15 protein-coding genes are annotated in these 18,371 nt (G+C 32.2%); 13 read left to right on the forward strand and 2 right to left on the reverse strand.

Annotated elements, in window-relative coordinates; genetic code table 11:
• Positions 1-13: 13 nt before the first annotated feature.
• The 10 genes from FLP_RS14055 to FLP_RS14110 all read left to right on the forward strand — a co-directional run bounded on the left by FLP_RS14055 (position 14) and on the right by FLP_RS14110 (position 11,295).
• Entirely contained in the window at positions 14-1,501 is a 1,488-nt protein-coding gene (locus tag FLP_RS14055) for a RagB/SusD family nutrient uptake outer membrane protein (protein WP_065450105.1), read from the forward strand.
• 20 nt (positions 1,502-1,521) lie between these two features.
• Entirely contained in the window at positions 1,522-2,379 is an 858-nt protein-coding gene (locus FLP_RS14060; protein ID WP_065450106.1) for a zinc-binding metallopeptidase, read from the forward strand.
• A 30-nt stretch (positions 2,380-2,409) separates the two neighbouring features.
• A complete protein-coding gene (locus tag FLP_RS14065) occupies positions 2,410-3,756 on the forward strand; it encodes a DUF4302 domain-containing protein (RefSeq protein WP_065450107.1) in 1,347 nt (448 codons plus the stop codon).
• Between the two features lie 47 nt (positions 3,757-3,803).
• Entirely contained in the window at positions 3,804-4,076 is a 273-nt protein-coding gene (locus tag FLP_RS14070; RefSeq protein ID WP_065450108.1) for a hypothetical protein, read from the forward strand.
• A gap of 496 nt (positions 4,077-4,572) precedes the next feature.
• Positions 4,573-4,776, forward strand: a complete 204-nt coding sequence (locus tag FLP_RS14085; RefSeq protein WP_065450111.1) for a hypothetical protein — start codon at positions 4,573-4,575, stop codon at positions 4,774-4,776.
• Between the two features lie 263 nt (positions 4,777-5,039).
• Entirely contained in the window at positions 5,040-5,786 is a 747-nt protein-coding gene (fabG, locus tag FLP_RS14090; protein ID WP_065450112.1) for a 3-oxoacyl-[acyl-carrier-protein] reductase, read from the forward strand.
• A gap of 118 nt (positions 5,787-5,904) precedes the next feature.
• A complete protein-coding gene (locus tag FLP_RS14095; RefSeq protein ID WP_065450113.1) occupies positions 5,905-7,932 on the forward strand; it encodes a hypothetical protein in 2,028 nt (675 codons plus the stop codon).
• A 229-nt stretch (positions 7,933-8,161) separates the two neighbouring features.
• Positions 8,162-9,058, forward strand: coding sequence for a LysR family transcriptional regulator (locus tag FLP_RS14100; protein WP_065450114.1), 897 nt, complete (start codon positions 8,162-8,164; stop codon positions 9,056-9,058).
• 73 nt (positions 9,059-9,131) lie between these two features.
• Positions 9,132-10,097, forward strand: coding sequence for a YeiH family protein (locus FLP_RS14105; RefSeq protein ID WP_065450115.1), 966 nt, complete (start codon positions 9,132-9,134; stop codon positions 10,095-10,097).
• 370 nt (positions 10,098-10,467) lie between these two features.
• Positions 10,468-11,295, forward strand: a complete 828-nt coding sequence (locus FLP_RS14110; RefSeq protein ID WP_065450116.1) for a universal stress protein — start codon at positions 10,468-10,470, stop codon at positions 11,293-11,295.
• Between the two features lie 206 nt (positions 11,296-11,501).
• Here the strand turns inward: FLP_RS14110 and FLP_RS14115 are convergent, their stop codons facing one another.
• Positions 11,502-12,458: a hypothetical protein gene (locus FLP_RS14115; RefSeq protein WP_065450117.1), complete on the reverse strand. Its 957-nt coding sequence runs from the start codon at positions 12,456-12,458 to the stop codon at positions 11,502-11,504.
• A gap of 177 nt (positions 12,459-12,635) precedes the next feature.
• Here FLP_RS14115 and FLP_RS14120 point away from each other — a divergent pair, with 177 nt between their 5' ends.
• On the forward strand, positions 12,636-13,634 hold the full coding sequence (locus tag FLP_RS14120) for a zinc dependent phospholipase C family protein (RefSeq protein ID WP_065450118.1): 999 nt from the start codon (positions 12,636-12,638) through the stop codon (positions 13,632-13,634).
• Between the two features lie 316 nt (positions 13,635-13,950).
• Here the strand turns inward: FLP_RS14120 and FLP_RS14125 are convergent, their stop codons facing one another.
• Positions 13,951-16,041 carry an LTA synthase family protein gene (locus FLP_RS14125; RefSeq protein WP_065450119.1) on the reverse strand — a complete coding sequence of 697 codons (2,091 nt, stop codon included), beginning with the start codon at positions 16,039-16,041 and terminating at the stop codon, positions 13,951-13,953.
• 200 nt (positions 16,042-16,241) lie between these two features.
• Between FLP_RS14125 and FLP_RS14130 the strand changes: the two genes are divergently transcribed.
• Positions 16,242-16,907 carry a response regulator transcription factor gene (locus tag FLP_RS14130; protein ID WP_065450120.1) on the forward strand — a complete coding sequence of 222 codons (666 nt, stop codon included), beginning with the start codon at positions 16,242-16,244 and terminating at the stop codon, positions 16,905-16,907.
• The gene (locus tag FLP_RS14135; RefSeq protein WP_065450121.1) at positions 16,908-18,305 is read left to right on the forward strand and encodes a sensor histidine kinase; all 1,398 of its coding nucleotides are present in this window, start codon (positions 16,908-16,910) and stop codon (positions 18,303-18,305) included. It begins immediately after the preceding gene.
• The last annotated feature ends 66 nt before the right edge of the window (positions 18,306-18,371 follow it).

Consider the following 18,371-nt stretch of genomic DNA (forward strand, 5'->3'; position numbering starts at 1 on the left):
ATAAAAATTGATTATGAAAAATATAAAAATAACACTGTCATTATTATTACTGATTGGCTTTAGCAGCTGCGATGAGTTTCTTTCAGAAATACCAGATAACAGAACACAAATAGATACGCCTGAAAAAATATCAGAATTATTAGTTACAGCTTATCCAAACAAATCTTATTTCGCAATTGGCGAGGTAATGTCAGATAATGTTTTTGATACTGAGTCAACCAATGTCAGCAGTGTCATTAATGAGGAAAGCTTTAATTGGGAAATGCACAGCCAGATCGGAACTGATAGTGAAAGTCAATTCTGGTCGGCATCATACGAAGCAATTGCGGCAGCAAACCAAGCTTTAGAAGCTATTGAAAAGTTAGGAAATCCAGCTAGTTTAAATCCACAAAAAGGAGAAGCGTTAATAGCAAGAGCCTATAATCATTTTATGCTGGTTCAATTATGGGGAAACCGTTACAATCCTGCAACAGCAACTACAGATTTAGGCGTTCCTTACATAACAAAACCAGAAACAGAATTATTAGTAAAATACAAGCGTAATACGGTAAAAGAAGTATTTGATTTTGTTGAGCAAGATATTAACGAAGGGTTGAAATATATTACAAATGAATATAAAGAGCCTAAATTTCATTTTAACATTGATGCATCCAAAGCTTTCGCAGCCCGTTTTTACTTAATAAAAGGAGATTGGGATAAAGTACTTGAATTTACGGAAGGAATTGGTTCTAAACCAACAAAAATTAGAAACTGGACTGCTTTTAATGCTGTGGCTTTTGCTCAAATGCCTATTGAATATTCTAGAGCAGAACTAGAGACTAATTTGTTGATCAATTATCCAAATTCAATTGCTAACAGAGTTGCGACTTACAGATTTAGTCTTCCGGGAAATAAATCAGATGAGTTATTAGGAACACAGACAAACATGTGGGGTAAAGCCAATTTAATTAGAGCGAATGGCCAATATTTTGGAGGTACAAATGTTTTCACACCTAAGCTTTATGAGTATTTTAAATTTACGAACTTAACATCTGCTACAGGGATACCTTATACAGCGTCAGTATTATTTAGTAATGACGAATTGTATTTGAACCGTATTGAAGCATTAGTTATGAAAAACCGATTTGCAGAAGTTAATACAGAGTTAGGATACTTTTTAGGAACCAGAACTACCGGATACAATCCTGCAACAGATTTATTAAATGAAACAGTAGTAGCGGCAAAATATCCTGTAATTGATAATGAGTTTACTCCGTACTATACATTAAGTCCTCTTCAGGCTTCTTATATTAAAGCAATCGCTGAAGCAAGAAGAAAAGATTTTCTTCGTGAAGGCCTTAGATGGTTTGATGTTAAGCGTTTTAATCTTGTTGTAACGCATAATACGCTTCAATTTGGTAAAATAACAAGAAGCAACATTTTGGCAAAAGACGATAAAAGGAGAGCATTACAAATTCCGCTTAGAGCTTCAGATAACGGTATTGAAAAAAATCCTAGATAAATTTTTAATTAGAAAGTATTATGAAAATATTCAAAACATATAAAACAGTTGTAATTGCCGGAGTCTTACTCCTTGCATCTTGCGCTCAGGAGGATCAGCCAAAAGAAAGCCAATTAGATTTTTCAGTACCGGTAAAAACAGATTTAGACAAATGGATTGGTACTAATTTCTTAGATCCTTATAATATTGCTGTATATTATGAGTGGAACCAAAATTTGGTAGACAATAACAAGTATTTATTCCCTCCCTTAGTATCTAAAGTACAGCCGGCGATGGAAGTGGTTAAGAAAATCTGGATTGATAGTTATTCAACTATTGGAGGTGTAAATTTTGTTAAGAAAATCGCTCCAAGAGAATTTGTCCTTGTTGGAGGTGTGAACTTAAATACAAATGGTACTGTTACATTAGGACTTGCAGAAGCAGGTCAGAGAGTTTCTCTTTTTCAAATTGATAACCTGAATAAAAAAAGCAGAGCTAGTGTAACACAGTTTATTCATACTATTCAGCACGAGTACGTTCATATTTTAAACCAGACTAAACCTTTTGATGAGCAGGCCTGGGCAAAACTTACACCATCAGGATATACTTCTACATGGTATAATGAAGCAACTGCTACCTCAAGATCATTAGGGTTTATAACAAGTTATGCGAGATTAAATATTTATGAAGATTTTGCCGAAACTGCAGCTACAATTTTAACAAGTTCAAAAGCAGAATATGATGCAATATTAGCAGGTGTTACAGATGCAACTGCCAAAGCTAACATTAAAGCAAAAGAGGCAATTGTTGTTAAATATTATAAAGACGCATACAACGTAGATTTCTATGCTTTAAGAGATGAAGCTCAGAAAAATACAGATGCGGTAATAAATAATTAGAGATATTAAATTTTTATAAAAATCAATATTATGAAAGCAAAATATATATATAAGTGCTTAATGATTTCTTTTGCAGCCTTGCTATTGGGGTCATGTTCAAGCCCTGAGGTGGATGCAAAATTTGATCAAAATGCTACTGAGAGGCTAAGTGGACGTCAAAAAGAATTAAATGATTTGCTGCTTTCGTCAGCAGAAGGATGGAAAGCTGTCTATTATACAGATAGTACACAATTAGGAGGATGGACACATTTATTTAAATTCCTTCCAGGAGGAAAAGTTGATATGGCATCAGATTTTGATAGTGATACAAAAACATATACAAGTCAGTATGATATTCAGGTAGGAAGTACTGTAAGTTTGGTTTTTACAACAGAAAACAGAATTCACCTTTTGTCTAATGCAGCTGATTATCCTACTGCGGGACTTCTTGCAAAAGGTTATTTAGGTGACTTTCAGTTTTATTACTATGGGCAAAAAAATGGGGATATTATTTTTAGAACCAATAGAAACGGACATTTTCTGCGTTTTGTAAAAGCAACACCGCAAGATTGGACAGATTTACCAAAAAACACTCCAATCATTAGTAACATCACTGGTGATATGACAAGTCCGCTGTTTAGATTGTTAGAAATTAATGACGGAACGACAACTAAAAGCTATGATTTTGATTATAATACTGATGCTCGTTTTGGTACAGGATATTCTTTAGATCCTGCCGTTAATACGAGTTATGATTTAGCCTTTTCATTTAATCCTACAGGTGCCTATTCAAAAACTCCATTAGATGTTAAAGGTCAGAAACTTACAGATTTCCTTTACAATAGCACAGATAATAGTTTTGTGGCAACAGGAAAAGATGGAGTTAAAGCGACTATTAAATACACAAATGCACCACCTATAATAACGGATGATTATAAACTATTTTTAAGCGGAAAAGGAAATCCTCAAATGGTTCTGGGCTACATAGCAGCTAACTTGTATACAGCTCCAACTACTTCAGATTACTTTAGATTTTTGATTAACAAGGTTAATGCGACTTTACCAGCAGCTCAATCCATTGCCAGAGTTCAGGTTGTGTTTAATAACGTTCCAAATGGAACATATATTCAGTACCTGTTTAATGGAGGTAAAGCAACTATAATTCATTGGTTAACATCAAAAGAAGATGCAGTAAATAAAACAATTGTATTAGTCGATGATGGTTGGTCAGTAGCTCCGGCTGCTGCGGCATTCTTAAAAGATATAGACAATGAATTGGTAAATCCAAAAGGTTTATATGTTAAGAAAGAAAATTTTAAAATTTCATTCACTAACACAATTTATACTCTAACTAGTGCTTCAAGCAGTTTTAGAACAACAACATATCAATTAAACTAAAAAAAAACAGCTCAAAACTGAGCTGTTTTTTAAAATAAAAATAAAAGATGAAAAAACTCATTACACCAATTAATATCGCAATCTTTTTTTGGGGCTTAATGCTTATTGCGATATCACAATTATATCCTGATTATACGAGATATTATTTGTATTTGTCAATTGCAGTAATCGTTCCTGTATCAATTGTTAATCTTGTAAAAGAAAAAAAAGAAGACAAACTTAATAATACAGAAAACTTTAAATTTTCAATTTACAGAATGTTATTTATGGTTGTTATTCTTTGTGTTTTCTTTTTTATAACGAAACAAAATCATATTTAATAATTTTAGTTTTAATTTTTATTTTTGAAAGAAGCAGCTCATTTTTTGAGTTGCTTTTTTTTTGAAAAATAGTAATAAAATCTTATAAAAATAATCGTTTTTCGATTGTTTTTTCTTATATTTATACTGAAAATCAGGTAATTGTATTTGGTTTTTTGTCTGAAACTCAACAGACAAAAATGGATTGAGTATACAAAACATCAAACAATTTAAACACTATGTTAAAAACAATTTTAAATTTTTCCGGAGTTAAAATGTTAAGTAGAGAGGAACAAATAAATATTATAGGAAAAGGAGATTCTTATCAAGTTCCCAGATGTGATCGATATGCCCCACCGGGCTCAAATCCTATTGATTACCCACGTTACCCATGCGCTGATCCGCAACCAGATTGCAGGATAACAGTTGACGGCACTGTAATTTGCGGTTAAGAAAGCTTTTTATGCTATTTTCAGATAAAAACTATTAAAATATAAACACTAAACAACTAATCATTATGTTAAAAACAATCTTAAATTTTAAAGGAATTGAGGTACTTAGTATTAACGAACAAAAAAATGTTATGGGCGGTGCCGGAACAGTAATATGTATGATACCATGGACACCTCTTCCTTATTACGGACCATGCATTATGGAACCACAAATAAAACCAGTTGAACCAATATGCAAACCAACAATTGATGGCATAGAGTGCTTGTAATAAAATTATTTCTTTTAAAACCGTTTCATAATTCCTGAAACGGTTTTTTTAATTTCTTTAATTTTTTAAAGTAAGATCCATATTCATAAAATATACTATTGTTATTTTTTTAAAAAGGGAATTATCATATATTTGACAAGTCGTTCATAACCCTGATAGAAATAGAAATCTTTTTGTTTTTTCTCTAAAAAATAAAGATTGAAATGTCCCGAGGCTTCGGGAGCAGGATTGGCTACAAATAAATATTAAAATTAATTTTGAATATGAAATTACTAGAAGGAAAAGTTGCCATTATCACCGGCGCTAGTCGTGGAATTGGAAAAGGAATTGCTGAAGTTTTTGCTAAACATGGTGCAAATGTCGCTTTTACATATAGCTCATCTGTAGCATCTGCAGAGGCTTTAGAAGCTGAACTTAATGGTTTAGGAATTAAAGCAAAAGGATACCAATCGAATGCGGCCGATTTTAATGAAGCCCAAACTTTTGTGGATGCTGTTTTAGCTGATTTTGGAACAGTTGATATTTTAATTAACAACGCCGGAATTACAAAAGATAACTTATTGATGCGTATGTCTGAGGCTGATTTTGATCAGGTTATAGACGTAAACCTGAAGTCAGTATTTAATATGACAAAGGCAATTCAGAAAACTTTCCTGAAGCAGCGTTCTGGTTCTATAATCAATATTAGTTCTGTAGTTGGAGTTTCAGGAAATGCAGGACAAACAAATTACGCAGCTTCTAAGGCAGGTGCAATTGGTTTTACAAAATCAGTAGCATTAGAGTTAGGTTCTCGTAATATTCGTTGTAACGCAATCGCACCGGGATTTATTGAAACCGAAATGACGGCAAAATTAAGCGAAGACGTAGTAAAAGGATGGAGAGAAGGAATCCCGTTAAAACGTGGCGGAACTGCTGAAGACGTTGCAAATGCTTGTCTTTTCCTTGCTTCTGACATGAGTGCTTACGTTACCGGACAAGTACTTAATGTTTGTGGAGGAATGTTAACCTAAGAAAGTTTTCAGTGTTCGGTTTTTTAGTATTCAGTTTACTGATTTAAAATTCTGATCACTAAAATTCGATGATTTAAATAACTGATCACTACAAACTGATTACTGAACACTAATATATATGACTACAAACACGATTCTATTATTATTGCTTTCTTTAGTAATAGCTGGTGGTTTATCGTATTTTCAATATTATTTTAAAGCCAAAAATAAATCCCGTGTGGTTTTGTTTTTGGCTTTTTTACGTTTTTTAGCCATTTTTGGATTATTAGTTTTGTTGATAAATCCTATAATGACAAAGAATTCACTGGAAATTACCAAAACTCCGTTGGCAATTGCAGTAGATAATTCGAGTTCTATTGCGGTTTTAAAATCAGATAAAAAAGCGGAAGAATTATATCAGAAATTAATTTCGAATCCTGCTCTTAAAGAAAAATTCGAAATTCAGTCGTATCAGTTTGATGCTGATTTCAAGCCTTCGGATAAATTTGATTTTAAAGGAAAACAAACCAATCTTGACAAAGTTGCCAAGAATCTCAAAAGCATCAATAAAAACCTGATTTTTCCAACGGTTATTATTACCGACGGAAATCAAACTACAGGAAACGATTATGTATATCGTTTTGATCCTGTTAATAAAGTTTATCCTTTGGTTGTAGGAGATACAACTACGTTTCTTGATCTTAAAATCAATCAGCTTAACGTAAACAAGTACGCGTTTCATAAAAATAAATTTCCGGTAGAAGTTTTTCTTCAATATTCAGGGGATAAAAATGCAAATACTGATTTTACCATTACACAAGGAAATACAGTTGTTGCCAAAGAGAAAGTTTCGTTTTCGGCATCAAAAAAAACAGCAACTTTAAATTTACTTTTACCTGCTGATAAAGTAGGATTGCAAATTTTTAAAGCAAGTATTTCCTCCGGTTCTAAAGAAAAAAACAGCTACAATAATACTAAGAATTTTGCTGTTGAAGTTATAGATCAAAAGTCGACTATTGCAATCGTTTCAGCTATAAATCATCCCGATATTGCGGCATTAAAACGATCGATAGAAGTTAATGCACAACGTAAAGTAATACTGGTTAAACCAAATGATCTTAATCAGTTACAGGAAGTTTCGGTTTTAGTCTTGTATCAGCCAACATCGGCTTTTAAAGCTATTTTTGATAATAACAAACTAGCCGGAACAAATACCTTTATCATTACCGGAAACAACACCGATTTTAATTTTCTGAACCAGCAACAAAATAGTCTGGTGTTTAAAATGAGCGGACAAAGAGAAGATTATTTATCAGAGTTTCAATCGCAGTTTAATTTGTTTGCGATAGAAAATATTGGTTTTGAAAATTTTCCGCCGCTTCAGAATTTATTTGGAACCATTACCACAAACGGAAATGTATCAGTTTTACTTTCGTCAAAAATTAGAAACGTTGCTACAAATGCACCTTTGTTGGCTTTCGCCGAAAATCAAGGCAAGCGAACTGCATTTCTTTTAGGAGAAAACAGCTGGAAATGGCGTTTGCAAAGTCATATCGATAACCAGTCGTTTGAGAAATATGATGTTTTTATAGATAAGATCATTCAATATCTGGCTTCGACAACCTCAAGAAAATCACTTGTAGTAACCCATGAAAGCTTTTATAATTCAGGAGAAGCAATTGTAATCAATGCGCAATACTTCAATAAAAATTATGAGTTCGACGAAAAAGCCAGACTTACAATTACAGTTACAAATGCTGAAACGAAGCAAGCAAAAAACTACGACTTGCTAAAAGGAAACAATTCTTTCTCAGCAAATCTTGACGGTTTAGCTGCTGGAAAATATAATTTCACAGTAAAAGAGTTAAATTCAAACACAATATATTCAAGTCATTTTGAAATTTTAGATTTTGATATCGAAAAACAGTTTGTAAATCCTGATGTGCTAAAACTAAAACAATTAGCATTGCAAACCAACGGAAAAGCTTTCTTCGAAGACCAAGCCGATGATTTGATTGAACAACTTTTAGAAAATAAAGAATACAAATCGATCGAAAAGAATATCTCAACCAAAACACCATTAATTGATTGGGTTTGGTTATTAATTTTGATTGCAACTTTATTGACGACTGAATGGTTTGTTAGGAAATATAATGGTTTGCTTTAAAAAAGTTGCAAAGGTTCAAAGTGACAAAGGGGTAAAGTTTTCTCAATTTTTGAAACACTAAACTTGAAATAAAATAACATAGGATTCAGTTAAATATAAAATCTGAGTTCTTGAAAATTAAACTTAGTGTAACTTTGTGAGACCTCTGTGAATCTCTGCGGAATAACAAACAAAGTATTAGTTCGTGAAAATTAGTGAAATTCGTGTTTCACTTTCAATAAAATAAACAATGGATTTCAGGCTAAAAGTTTTCTATACCGTTGCGCTCCGCTTAAATTTTACTAAAGCGGCGACAGAATTATACATCTCGCAGCCTGCGGTTTCTAAGCATATCCAGGAACTCGAAGAAACCTATAAAACCAAACTTTTCGAACGTAATGGTTCTAAAATTGCCTTAACTCCAGCCGGACAAATTCTATTAAAACATACCAAAAACATCTTCGAAATTTATCGCGAAATCGACTTTGATATGAGTTCCTTTATCAACGAACGCCAGGGATTATTAAGATTAGGAGCAAGTACAACTATTTCGCAATATATTATTTCGCCTGTTTTAGCACGCTTTCATCAAAAACAGCAGGACATCAAAGTCAATTTGCTGAACGGAAATACAGAACAGATCGAAAATGCCTTAATCAATAAAGAAATCGAAATCGGAATTGTCGAAGGACAATCTAAAAATCAGTCTATTAAGTATATTCCGTTCTTAAAAGACGAATTGGTTTTGGTTTGCAGTACCAAAAATCCTTTGGTGAAGCAAAACGAAATCTCGCTTGAAGATTTAAAAGCAATGAAATTTATAACACGTGAACGTGGTTCAGGAACACTTGAAGTTATAGAATATGCTTTAAAACAAATTGATTTTAAAATAACCGATTTGCAAATCGAAATGCAATTAGGGTCTACAGAAAGTATAAAATCGTATTTGCTAAACTCAGATTGTTTTGCTTTCATGTCAATACACGCGGTAGATAAAGAGCTTAAAAATAATGAATTGATTGTTTTGGATGTAGAGAATTTATCAATAGAAAGATACTTTTATATCATTACTTTATTAGGTAAATCAGATTCTTTATCAGAGCTATTTATTCAAAATATTGCTACTTATTATAACTTAGGGTTATAGTCGATTGCAATTTACGATTGGTAATTAACGTATAAAGAGCAGACCTTTGTAAGGAAATATCAAATTCCTTATTTTGAAAACGAAACAACATACCGCATCACATTTAATAGAAGTTAATCTTTACCTGCAACAAGCCATTTTTGCTTTGATCATTGTGTTGTGTTTGTTTTCGATAATTTCTCCACCAATTGCTTTATTGCTAGGAGTAGTTATGGTAAATGTTTTTGGGAATCCATTTGTAGCGTTCAACCATATTGCAATTACTTATTTATTACAATTCTCTGTTATTGGTTTAGGTTTTGGGATGAATGCCACAGCCGCAATTTCAGCCGGAAAAGAAGGTTTTATACTCACGATTTTCTCTATCTTTAGTACTTTAATACTAGGAGCATTTTTAGGAAAATGGCTCAAAACCGATAAAAAAACATCGCACTTAATCTCGTGTGGAACCGCGATTTGTGGCGGAAGTGCCATTGCAGCGATTTCTCCTGTAATCAAATCAAACGAAAATCAGACCTCAATAGCTTTAGGCGTTATTTTTATTCTAAATTCAATTGCATTATTTGTTTTTCCGTTTATTGGGCATCAGCTTGATTTGTCGCAAAAAGAATTTGGTTTATGGTGTGCTATTGCCATTCATGACACCAGTTCAGTTGTAGGTGCGGCCAATAAATATGGAGCTGAAGCCTTGCAAATTGCTACAACCGTAAAACTGGCCAGAGCATTGTGGATTATCCCAATTTCACTTTTAACAGCCATAATTTTTAAAAACAAATCTCAAAAAATCAAAATCCCGTACTTTATTGGTTTGTTTATTCTGGCCATGCTTTTTAATTCTTATGTGCCGCAAACTGCTATTGTTTCACCATATATTGTTAATATCGCCAAGATTGGTCTAACAATTACTTTGTTTTTAATAGGAGCAACTTTAAATATAAATACTTTAAAAGCAGTAGGAGTGAAGCCCTTGCTTCAGGGCGTTTTTCTTTGGATATTTATTGCCGGTTTAGGTTTGGCTTCGATTTTATATTTAAACTAAAAGCTATTTGATAATTGTTTATAAAGATTTAATAGTTAAAGATTTAAATTGATTGCCTCCAATTATCAATGATGCGATAAAATTGATTATTTTTGATACATAATGAACTACAGAAAATCATTGCAAATTGACGTCATTAAACGGAGTGTTAATTACTGTACATGATAAGTAAAAACCATTTTTTGATCGCCACTATCAAAAGGTTTTATTAATAAAAAGATTCAAAAACAGCCAGAATATAATACCCGATTCGGTTGGTAAACAAGTCTAGACGAAAGTAATTTAAATAAACTGACAGACCTGTAACTTCAAACATGATATAGGTATTGCTATACAGACAATCAAATTTATTAATTTATTATATACAGTTATGACTTTACCATTTTCAATAATAGCGGCGACAAATTTTTCTGAAACAGCAAATAATGCTGTTACTTATGCAGCAGGATTTGCAAAAGCGACCGGAGCAAAGCTTACTCTTTTTAATGCATTTTCCTTATCTATACACAGTGCAAATTCGAGAATTTCTGCCCAGGGTATGCAAAACGAACTCAACATGGCTACAGCAAGACTTGAAGTTTTGGCGAAAAATCTCTCTGAATTATTTGATATTGAAGTCGATTATTTTTGCAGTTACACGTTTTTAGAAGATCAGATCTCTACTTTGATTACAAATATTAATGCAGAACTTGTTGTAATGGGAATGGCAGAACGTTCCTTTGAGCAAGATCTATTAGGAAACTCAACTACATCAGTTATAAAAAATTTAAATATTTCAGTATTAGCAGTGCCTAAAAACGTTCGTTTTTCCCAGTCAAAAAAAATACTATTTGCTATTGACAGCTTAAGATTATTCTCTGTAAAAAGATTTAGCAGATTTCTGGAAATAGCAAAAAAAATACAGTCCGAAGTTGAGTTTTTTAGTGTTGGTAAAAAAGTAGAAGATTTGATAGAACAACAAAGTCAATTGGGGGTAGAGGAAACCGAAGCACTAGAACATGTTAAGTTTCTATACAAAAGCATCCAATCAAACAGTGTCATTAATGAAATAAAAAAAGAAGCCAAAAATTACAATGCTGATATTTTGGTTATGGTACCACAAAAATACGGCTTTTGGGATTCTCTTGTTCATGTAAGTAAAACCAGAATTATGGCAACCGGTTTGCATATACCATTATTAATTCTTCGTGTTAACTGATTTATTTTCAAGTAAATACGCTATGATTAAACATATAGAAATATTCTTTTGTAGATAAAAAAGAATATTTCTATGTATTAATAAAATTTTTCGATCTGCTAAAAATTAAACGCAAATAGTTTATGTATAAATAAGCAGTATTTTTATTGCTTTTTAAGATCTTTTTACATTACAGTACAGGTCTTCAAAAGATAGGAAATAAAAAACTATTTAACATTCGAAAACCTCACAATTGGTTTGTCGATCATTTTGTAAAACTTTCCTTTAAACGAAAAACGTCTTTCAATCTCAAAATTAAATTGGTTTTTTGATTTTGCCATTGCAGCTATTTCTTTTGGCGGATTTAATTCGAATTCGCCATTATCTTTTCCTGCCTTGTTAAAAGAGCCATTTGTTTTTATAATAATATCCCTAAAATGTTTTTTGCCATTATCATTTACTACTTTATACGAGCTTGACCATTCTAAACTGGCCACATTTGTTAATTTATAATCATTGACTTCCATAATGGGCTGATATTTACCATCAAGTCCGGCAATAAGATAAAGAATTCCTTCAAAAGGACCACCAGCGCCACCATTAATATGCATTAAAGTAAAAGCATATTGGTCTTCTCCAATTTCTATTAGTTTTGGTTTTGGCGCCTGCGCAAAAGAACCAAAGGCAGCAATTCCAGGCTGAAAAGATCTCATTTGCCAAGCGTTACCATTTTTTGCAAATTTAGCTACACCTACAAGACCACCAGAAAATCTTCCGGTTTGCAGGCCGTCTTCATCATAGTAGGAATGATTAAAAAATAGCAATCTGAATTCGTTTCCCTTAGAATCCTTATAAGTTATATTGTCAAGGATTCTGGTCGCAATACCACTTTCGTAAGGAAACATTTGATCTCCTTCGAGACCATTTACATCCGTATAAGCACTCGGTTTGCAGTTTTTACATTTCCAGCTCAAAAAAGTATTGTTGTCAGAAAGTTTATATAACTTGCCTGGAAACAGCCTTTGCAAGGTTTTCACCCCATCAAAAGGATCTGTTACCTGCAGTGTTCTTTTAGTACTTATGATCGTATCGTTAACATTTTTTAGCTGTACAATGTCTTGATCCTGAGCAGTACAAATAGAAGAAAATAACAAGAAAAAAATACTAAAACGAATCAGGCGCATATGCTAAGATTATAAATTTGTGTAAAAGTAAAACGAATTTACAAAGAAACTTTTAATATGAACTTATATCATTAAAATGGTTTGAAAATTAAAAGGAATTAAATTATCACAATAATTACCACTATTGTTTTAAATTATCTATAAATGAGATAAATTTGCAGCAAACAAAAATTACAAATGAAAAACTTTAAAATGAAACCATTGCTAATTGCAATATTCGCATCAGCAATTGGTTTTTTGACATTATCCTGGGGAATTGTTGGCCACGAACGTATTAATAAAGCTGCCGTTATGGCTTTGCCTCAATCACTACAGGTGTTTTTTTACAATCACATCGATTTTATTACACAGGAAGCTTCTGTACCGGATATCCGAAAGTATGCTTTAAATTACAAAGACGAAAATCCAAGGCATTATTTCGACATGGAAAATTTTGGAGCTGTAGACAGTATTCCGCAGACTTTAGAAGCAGCAAAGAAAAAATACGATGCTAAATTTCTGAACGATAATGGTATTTTACCTTGGTATATCGAAGATATGATGGTGAAATTAACCAAAGCTTTTAAAGATAAAAACAGAGCCGAAATTTTGTTTTTGGCTGCTGATTTAGGACATTATATTGGCGATGCACACATGCCATTGCACACTTCTGCCAATCATGACGGTCAATTAAGCGACCAAAAAGGAATTCACTCTCTTTGGGAAAGCAGATTACCGGAATTATTCGCTAAAAATTATAAGTTAAACGTTCCGCAGGCGCAATATTACCAAGATGTTCATAAAGCAACCTGGGATATGATCAATGATACTCATAGTTTAGCTCAGCCGCTATTAGACATCGACAAAAAACTAAGAACTACAACTCCGGAAGGTCAGGTTTTTAAAATGGATGCTGACGGAAAAGTATTGAAAAGCAAATACAACACAGCTGTTTTCTCTGATGAATATGCTAAGAAACTGCACGAACAGTTGAACGGAATGGTCGAAAGCCAAATGAAAAAAGCCATTACAGCAACTGCAAGTTTTTGGTATACTGCATGGGTAAATGCCGGAAAACCAGATTTGAGCGATTTAGATGCGCCATCAGTTACACAAAGAAACTACCAATCTTTAAGAGACGATTTAAAAATGTTCCAACAAGGAAACTTATTCGGAATGAAAAATCAAAACGACTAAGAAAATTTTTCAGTCGCAGTTTCTGTTACAGATATAAAGAAGCCTCAGATTCATTTGAATTTGAGGCTTCTTATTTTAATTAGGAGCTATTTCCTGCTATTCACTTGTATCTTTTATTTTTTTAAAGAAAAAAAATAAAAGGATACCGCTTCTATCAGGGCTATGGCATTCGTTTTCAAAAGATATTAATCTAAAAATAAAGACATAACAATTACATTATCAGAATAAAACCTGCGTAAATCAGTAATAATCCGCATGCCATTCTGCCCAAAGTTTTTGGAATTTGGAATTTAAATTTTGGATTTTCAACTTCAATCTACTTCTGATATTTCTTTCTCTTCAACATATCCGAAGCTGTTTGGTAAAAGGAGATGGTTTCATTTACCAAATCAGTTCTTTCCTTTTTCATGTATTTTTCGCTATAATCAATTTGATATTCAGGTGCAATACCGTCTTTTGGTTCTGGTTTCAACCTAAACTGTTTCACCTGTTGTTTGGGCGATAAAATTGTCAGTACATTATCTTTTATCAATCCCAGATCCTGATAAGTTGCAATAAAAGCACGTGGTTTGTAATCCGGTTTCAGCGCATCCTGACCAAAAAACTTACTTTCATAACTAAAATGCAATAATCCAAAAAGCGTTGGCATAAGATCAATTTGAGACATCAGTTTATTGCATTTTTCAGGTTGGCCTGCTGGCTCATAAATAAAAGCAGGAATTCTGTATTTGTCCAACGGAAGTTGTGTTTTTCCTGCACTCGATGCACAATGATCTGCAACAATTACAAAAACAGTATTCTTAAACCAAGGCTGTTTACTTGCCATCGCAAAGAATTTTCGCAGCGAATAATCAGTATATTTTACGCCGCCATTACGCGACTTTATATCACCCGGAATATCAATTTTATCATTAGGGTACGTAAATGGCCTGTGATTGCTTACTGTCATGATATGATTAAAGAAAGGCTTATTTTCCTTCTCTTCGGCATTCATTACTTTTATTGCTTTGTTGTACATATCTTCATCGCAAACTCCCCAAACATTCTCAAAAGTGACTTCTTCAGCAGAAAAACTGGATTTGTCTACAATATCATAACCGTTTCCGGAATAGAAATCCTGCATATTATCAAAAAAAGCATCGCCGCCATACATGAATTTTACACTGTATCCCCTTTGTTTAAAAATAGCTCCGGTCGAAAATTTATTTTTATTGTCTTCTCTTTTCAAAACACTTTCACCTGCAGTTGGCGGCAAGCATAAAGTAACCGCTTCCAGTCCGCGAACCGTTCTGTTTCCTGCCGCATAAAGATTAGTAAACACCAAACTTTTTTGAGCAAGACTGTCTAAAAAAGGAGTAATGTTTTCTTTATTTCCGTACATTTTCATGTAGTCTGCACTTAAACTTTCTATTGTAATCAATACTACATTTTTGTGATCTTCAGGCGAATCACTCGTAATTGTTCGTGTTGTGTTGTCTCCGGAAATAGCAGGTATTTGTTGTTTTAAAAGCTGAAATGCTTTTTTAGCCGGAAGTGTTTTATAAAATTTAAAATAATCTAGTTTATTGTTCTCAAAAGCAAGATAAAATTTATACAAACCATTAGCTTGTAGTTCATTAGTGAAAACATTTTTAGAGTTTTCAGTTTTTGCTAATGTAGGTATCGCTATCAAAGAGAGAATAAATAATACAAAATAGATTCCTGTAATTTTCATTTTCTCTTGTAAAGACGGAATAGCATCGATATAATTTCGTGATCTTTTTACAATGAAATAAGTAAAAATTGCCGTTACCAGAAACAATACAGAAAATATAGGAACTACAGGATATGATTGCATAATATTCCCAATCACTTCATTCGTATAAATTAAATAATTTACAGCAATAAAATTGTATTTCACACCAAATTCATTCCAGAAAAAATACTCACTTATTCCGTTTTGAAGAATGAGCAAAACATATAGAAAAATGACAAAAGCAAATAGCCAGTATCTGAGTTTGTCTCTTAGTTTTGGTAGAAAAAGCAAAAGAGCAAAAAATGCTGTTTTAATTCCAATAAAGATCAAAATAATTCTGGGTAAAGCACCGCCGTATTCATCAAAAATACTTTTTCCTGAAGCTACGTAAAGAAACAAAGCTGCAAAAGCACTCAAAATGATATAACCTGAAGGTTTGTTGTATTTAGAGTTTGAAATAAAAATAAGATAAAGCCATAAGAAAACGCTTGCCACTATAAAAGTAAATACATCTGAAATAAGTCCTAAAGCAAAGATTTTCAGATACTCAGTAATACTAAAAGAACTTTGTGTAATCGGGTGAAGTATTAAAACAATTCGGAGTAAAAAGCTAATAATACAATAAAATACAGTGAGATTATAAAATGGAGAAAGCTTCTTGTAAAAAGTCATTGGAATAATTTTTTTGCAAAATTAATTGCGATAGATGAGTTCTGCATGAAGTTATGCTTTTACCTTGCTTAGTGTAAACTTAAAGTTTTCTTAAGATCATAATGTTTTGGCTATTCTAATGGTTTTAAGCTATTTCTGAATAGTAAAATCTCTATCTTTGAATGATAAAATAAGATACAATCGTAATTAAAAAAGGACAAATGCATATTTTAATAGTCGAAGATGAGTTAGGAATTGTTCAGTTTTTGCAGCAAGGTTTGCAGGAAGAAGGCTATCAGATTACCACTGCAAATGATGGTTCTAAAGGTTTTGAATTGATTCAGAATCAGAAATTTGATTTGATTTTACTCGATTGGATGCTTCCTAAAATTAATGGTCTGGATTTGTGTAAGGCAATCAGAATAAAAGACCAAACCACGCCAATCATTTTTTTGACAGCAAAAGATACCGTTCAGGAAACAATAGAAGGTTTAAAAGCCGGAGCAAATGATTATATCAAAAAGCCTTTTAGTTTTGAAGAATTGGTAGAAAGAATAAAAATTCATTTTAGAAATCGTAAAGGTTCAGAAAGTTTAACTCTCGGAACCATCAAAATTGATTTATCAAAACATATTGTGCTTAAAAACGATGAAGAAGTAGCTTTGACGCAAAGAGAATTTGAATTATTGACTTATTTAATTCAGAACAAAGGAAAAGTTTGCACCCGAAATCAGATCTTAAAAGACGTTTGGGAGATTAATTTTGAATATGATACAGGGGTAATTGATGTTTTTATGAATGCCATTCGAAAAAAACTCAATTTAAAAATTGAAGAAGATTATATAAAAACCATTCGCGGCATTGGTTACATTGCAAACGACTTATAAATGATACAGCTTTCTTTTAAAAACAGAATTGCACTCAACTATATTATTACCACAGGTTTATTAATTGTAGTCGTTTTTTCGGTAATTTATTCTATTGTAAAACATACAGTTTACAATCATATTGATAAAAAAATAAAGGTTGAAATTGAGAATCATCTGGCTGAAATTAAAATAGTTAATGGTAAGGTAATCCTTATTGATGAAGAAGAATGGAACGAGCGTGAACACAATACAGTAGATGTAAATCCTGTATTTGTTGAATTTCTTGATGTAAATAAAAACATTATAGAAAAAGCGCCAAACCTTAAAACAAAAATACTGCCGTTTAATAATGCTGTAAAGGATTATGAATTATTTGATACTAAAATGGGCGATCATACTATCAGGCAAATTCAGGTTCCACTGCTCATTAAAAACAAAAAAATAGGATATATTATTGTAGCAATGTCTTTGGCAGATTCGAAAATGGTATTAAACAATTTGTTTGATATTATGATTTTGTCATTTTCAGCTATTTTGTTGTTGCTGTTTTTTATTGCCAGATTCTTTGCCGGCCGAAGTATAAAACCAATAAATGCCATTATAAATACTTCGAAAATTATAACGAAGGACAATTTGAAAACACGTATTGCGCTGCCTAAAACGAGAGACGAATTATACACACTTTCTAAAACAATAAACAATTTGCTTAACCGCATTGAAGATGCAATCGAACGCGAAAAACAATTCACTTCGGATGCATCGCACGAATTAAGAACGCCGCTTACAGTTATTAAAGGAACACTTGAAGTTTTAATTCGTAAACCCCGTGACAATAAAGAATATGAAGAAAAAGTAAATTATTGCATCAAAGAGGTAGATCATTTAAATATGTTGGTAGATCAGCTGCTTTTAATGGCTCGTTTCGAGAATCAAAAACAAAATGTAAATACTGAATCTGTATACTTAAATGCTTTAATTCTGGATGTTTTGACATTGAATTCTGAAAAAATAAAAAACAAAAATATCAACGTTAAATTTGATGCTGAACAAGATTATTATATTCAATCTGATAATTTTTTAGTGATTACGATTTTGAGAAATATTATTTCGAATGCAATTAAATACACCAATAATAGTGGAGAAGTTTTAATTTTACTTTCAAAACAAAACGGACAAATAATCTGTAAAATTTCAGATAGCGGAATCGGAATTGCAAAAGCAGATTTAGATTCTATTTCTAATCCTTTTTTTAGATCAAATTCTACGGATCATCCTGAAATTAAAGGAACTGGATTAGGCTTGTCTATTGTAAAAAGAACTACAGAATTACTTGGAATCAAGTTTACAATTGAAAGTGAAATTGAAGTAGGAACTACTGTCATTTTGGGTTTTAGCGAAAATATGAAAACGTTATAGTAAATTGAAAAAATGTAATAAAAAGGGAATGTGAAATATTTTTTAACAATAAACTATCGTTAAGTT

Source organism: Flavobacterium piscis (assembly GCF_001686925.1).
GTDB lineage: Bacteria > Bacteroidota > Bacteroidia > Flavobacteriales > Flavobacteriaceae > Flavobacterium > Flavobacterium piscis.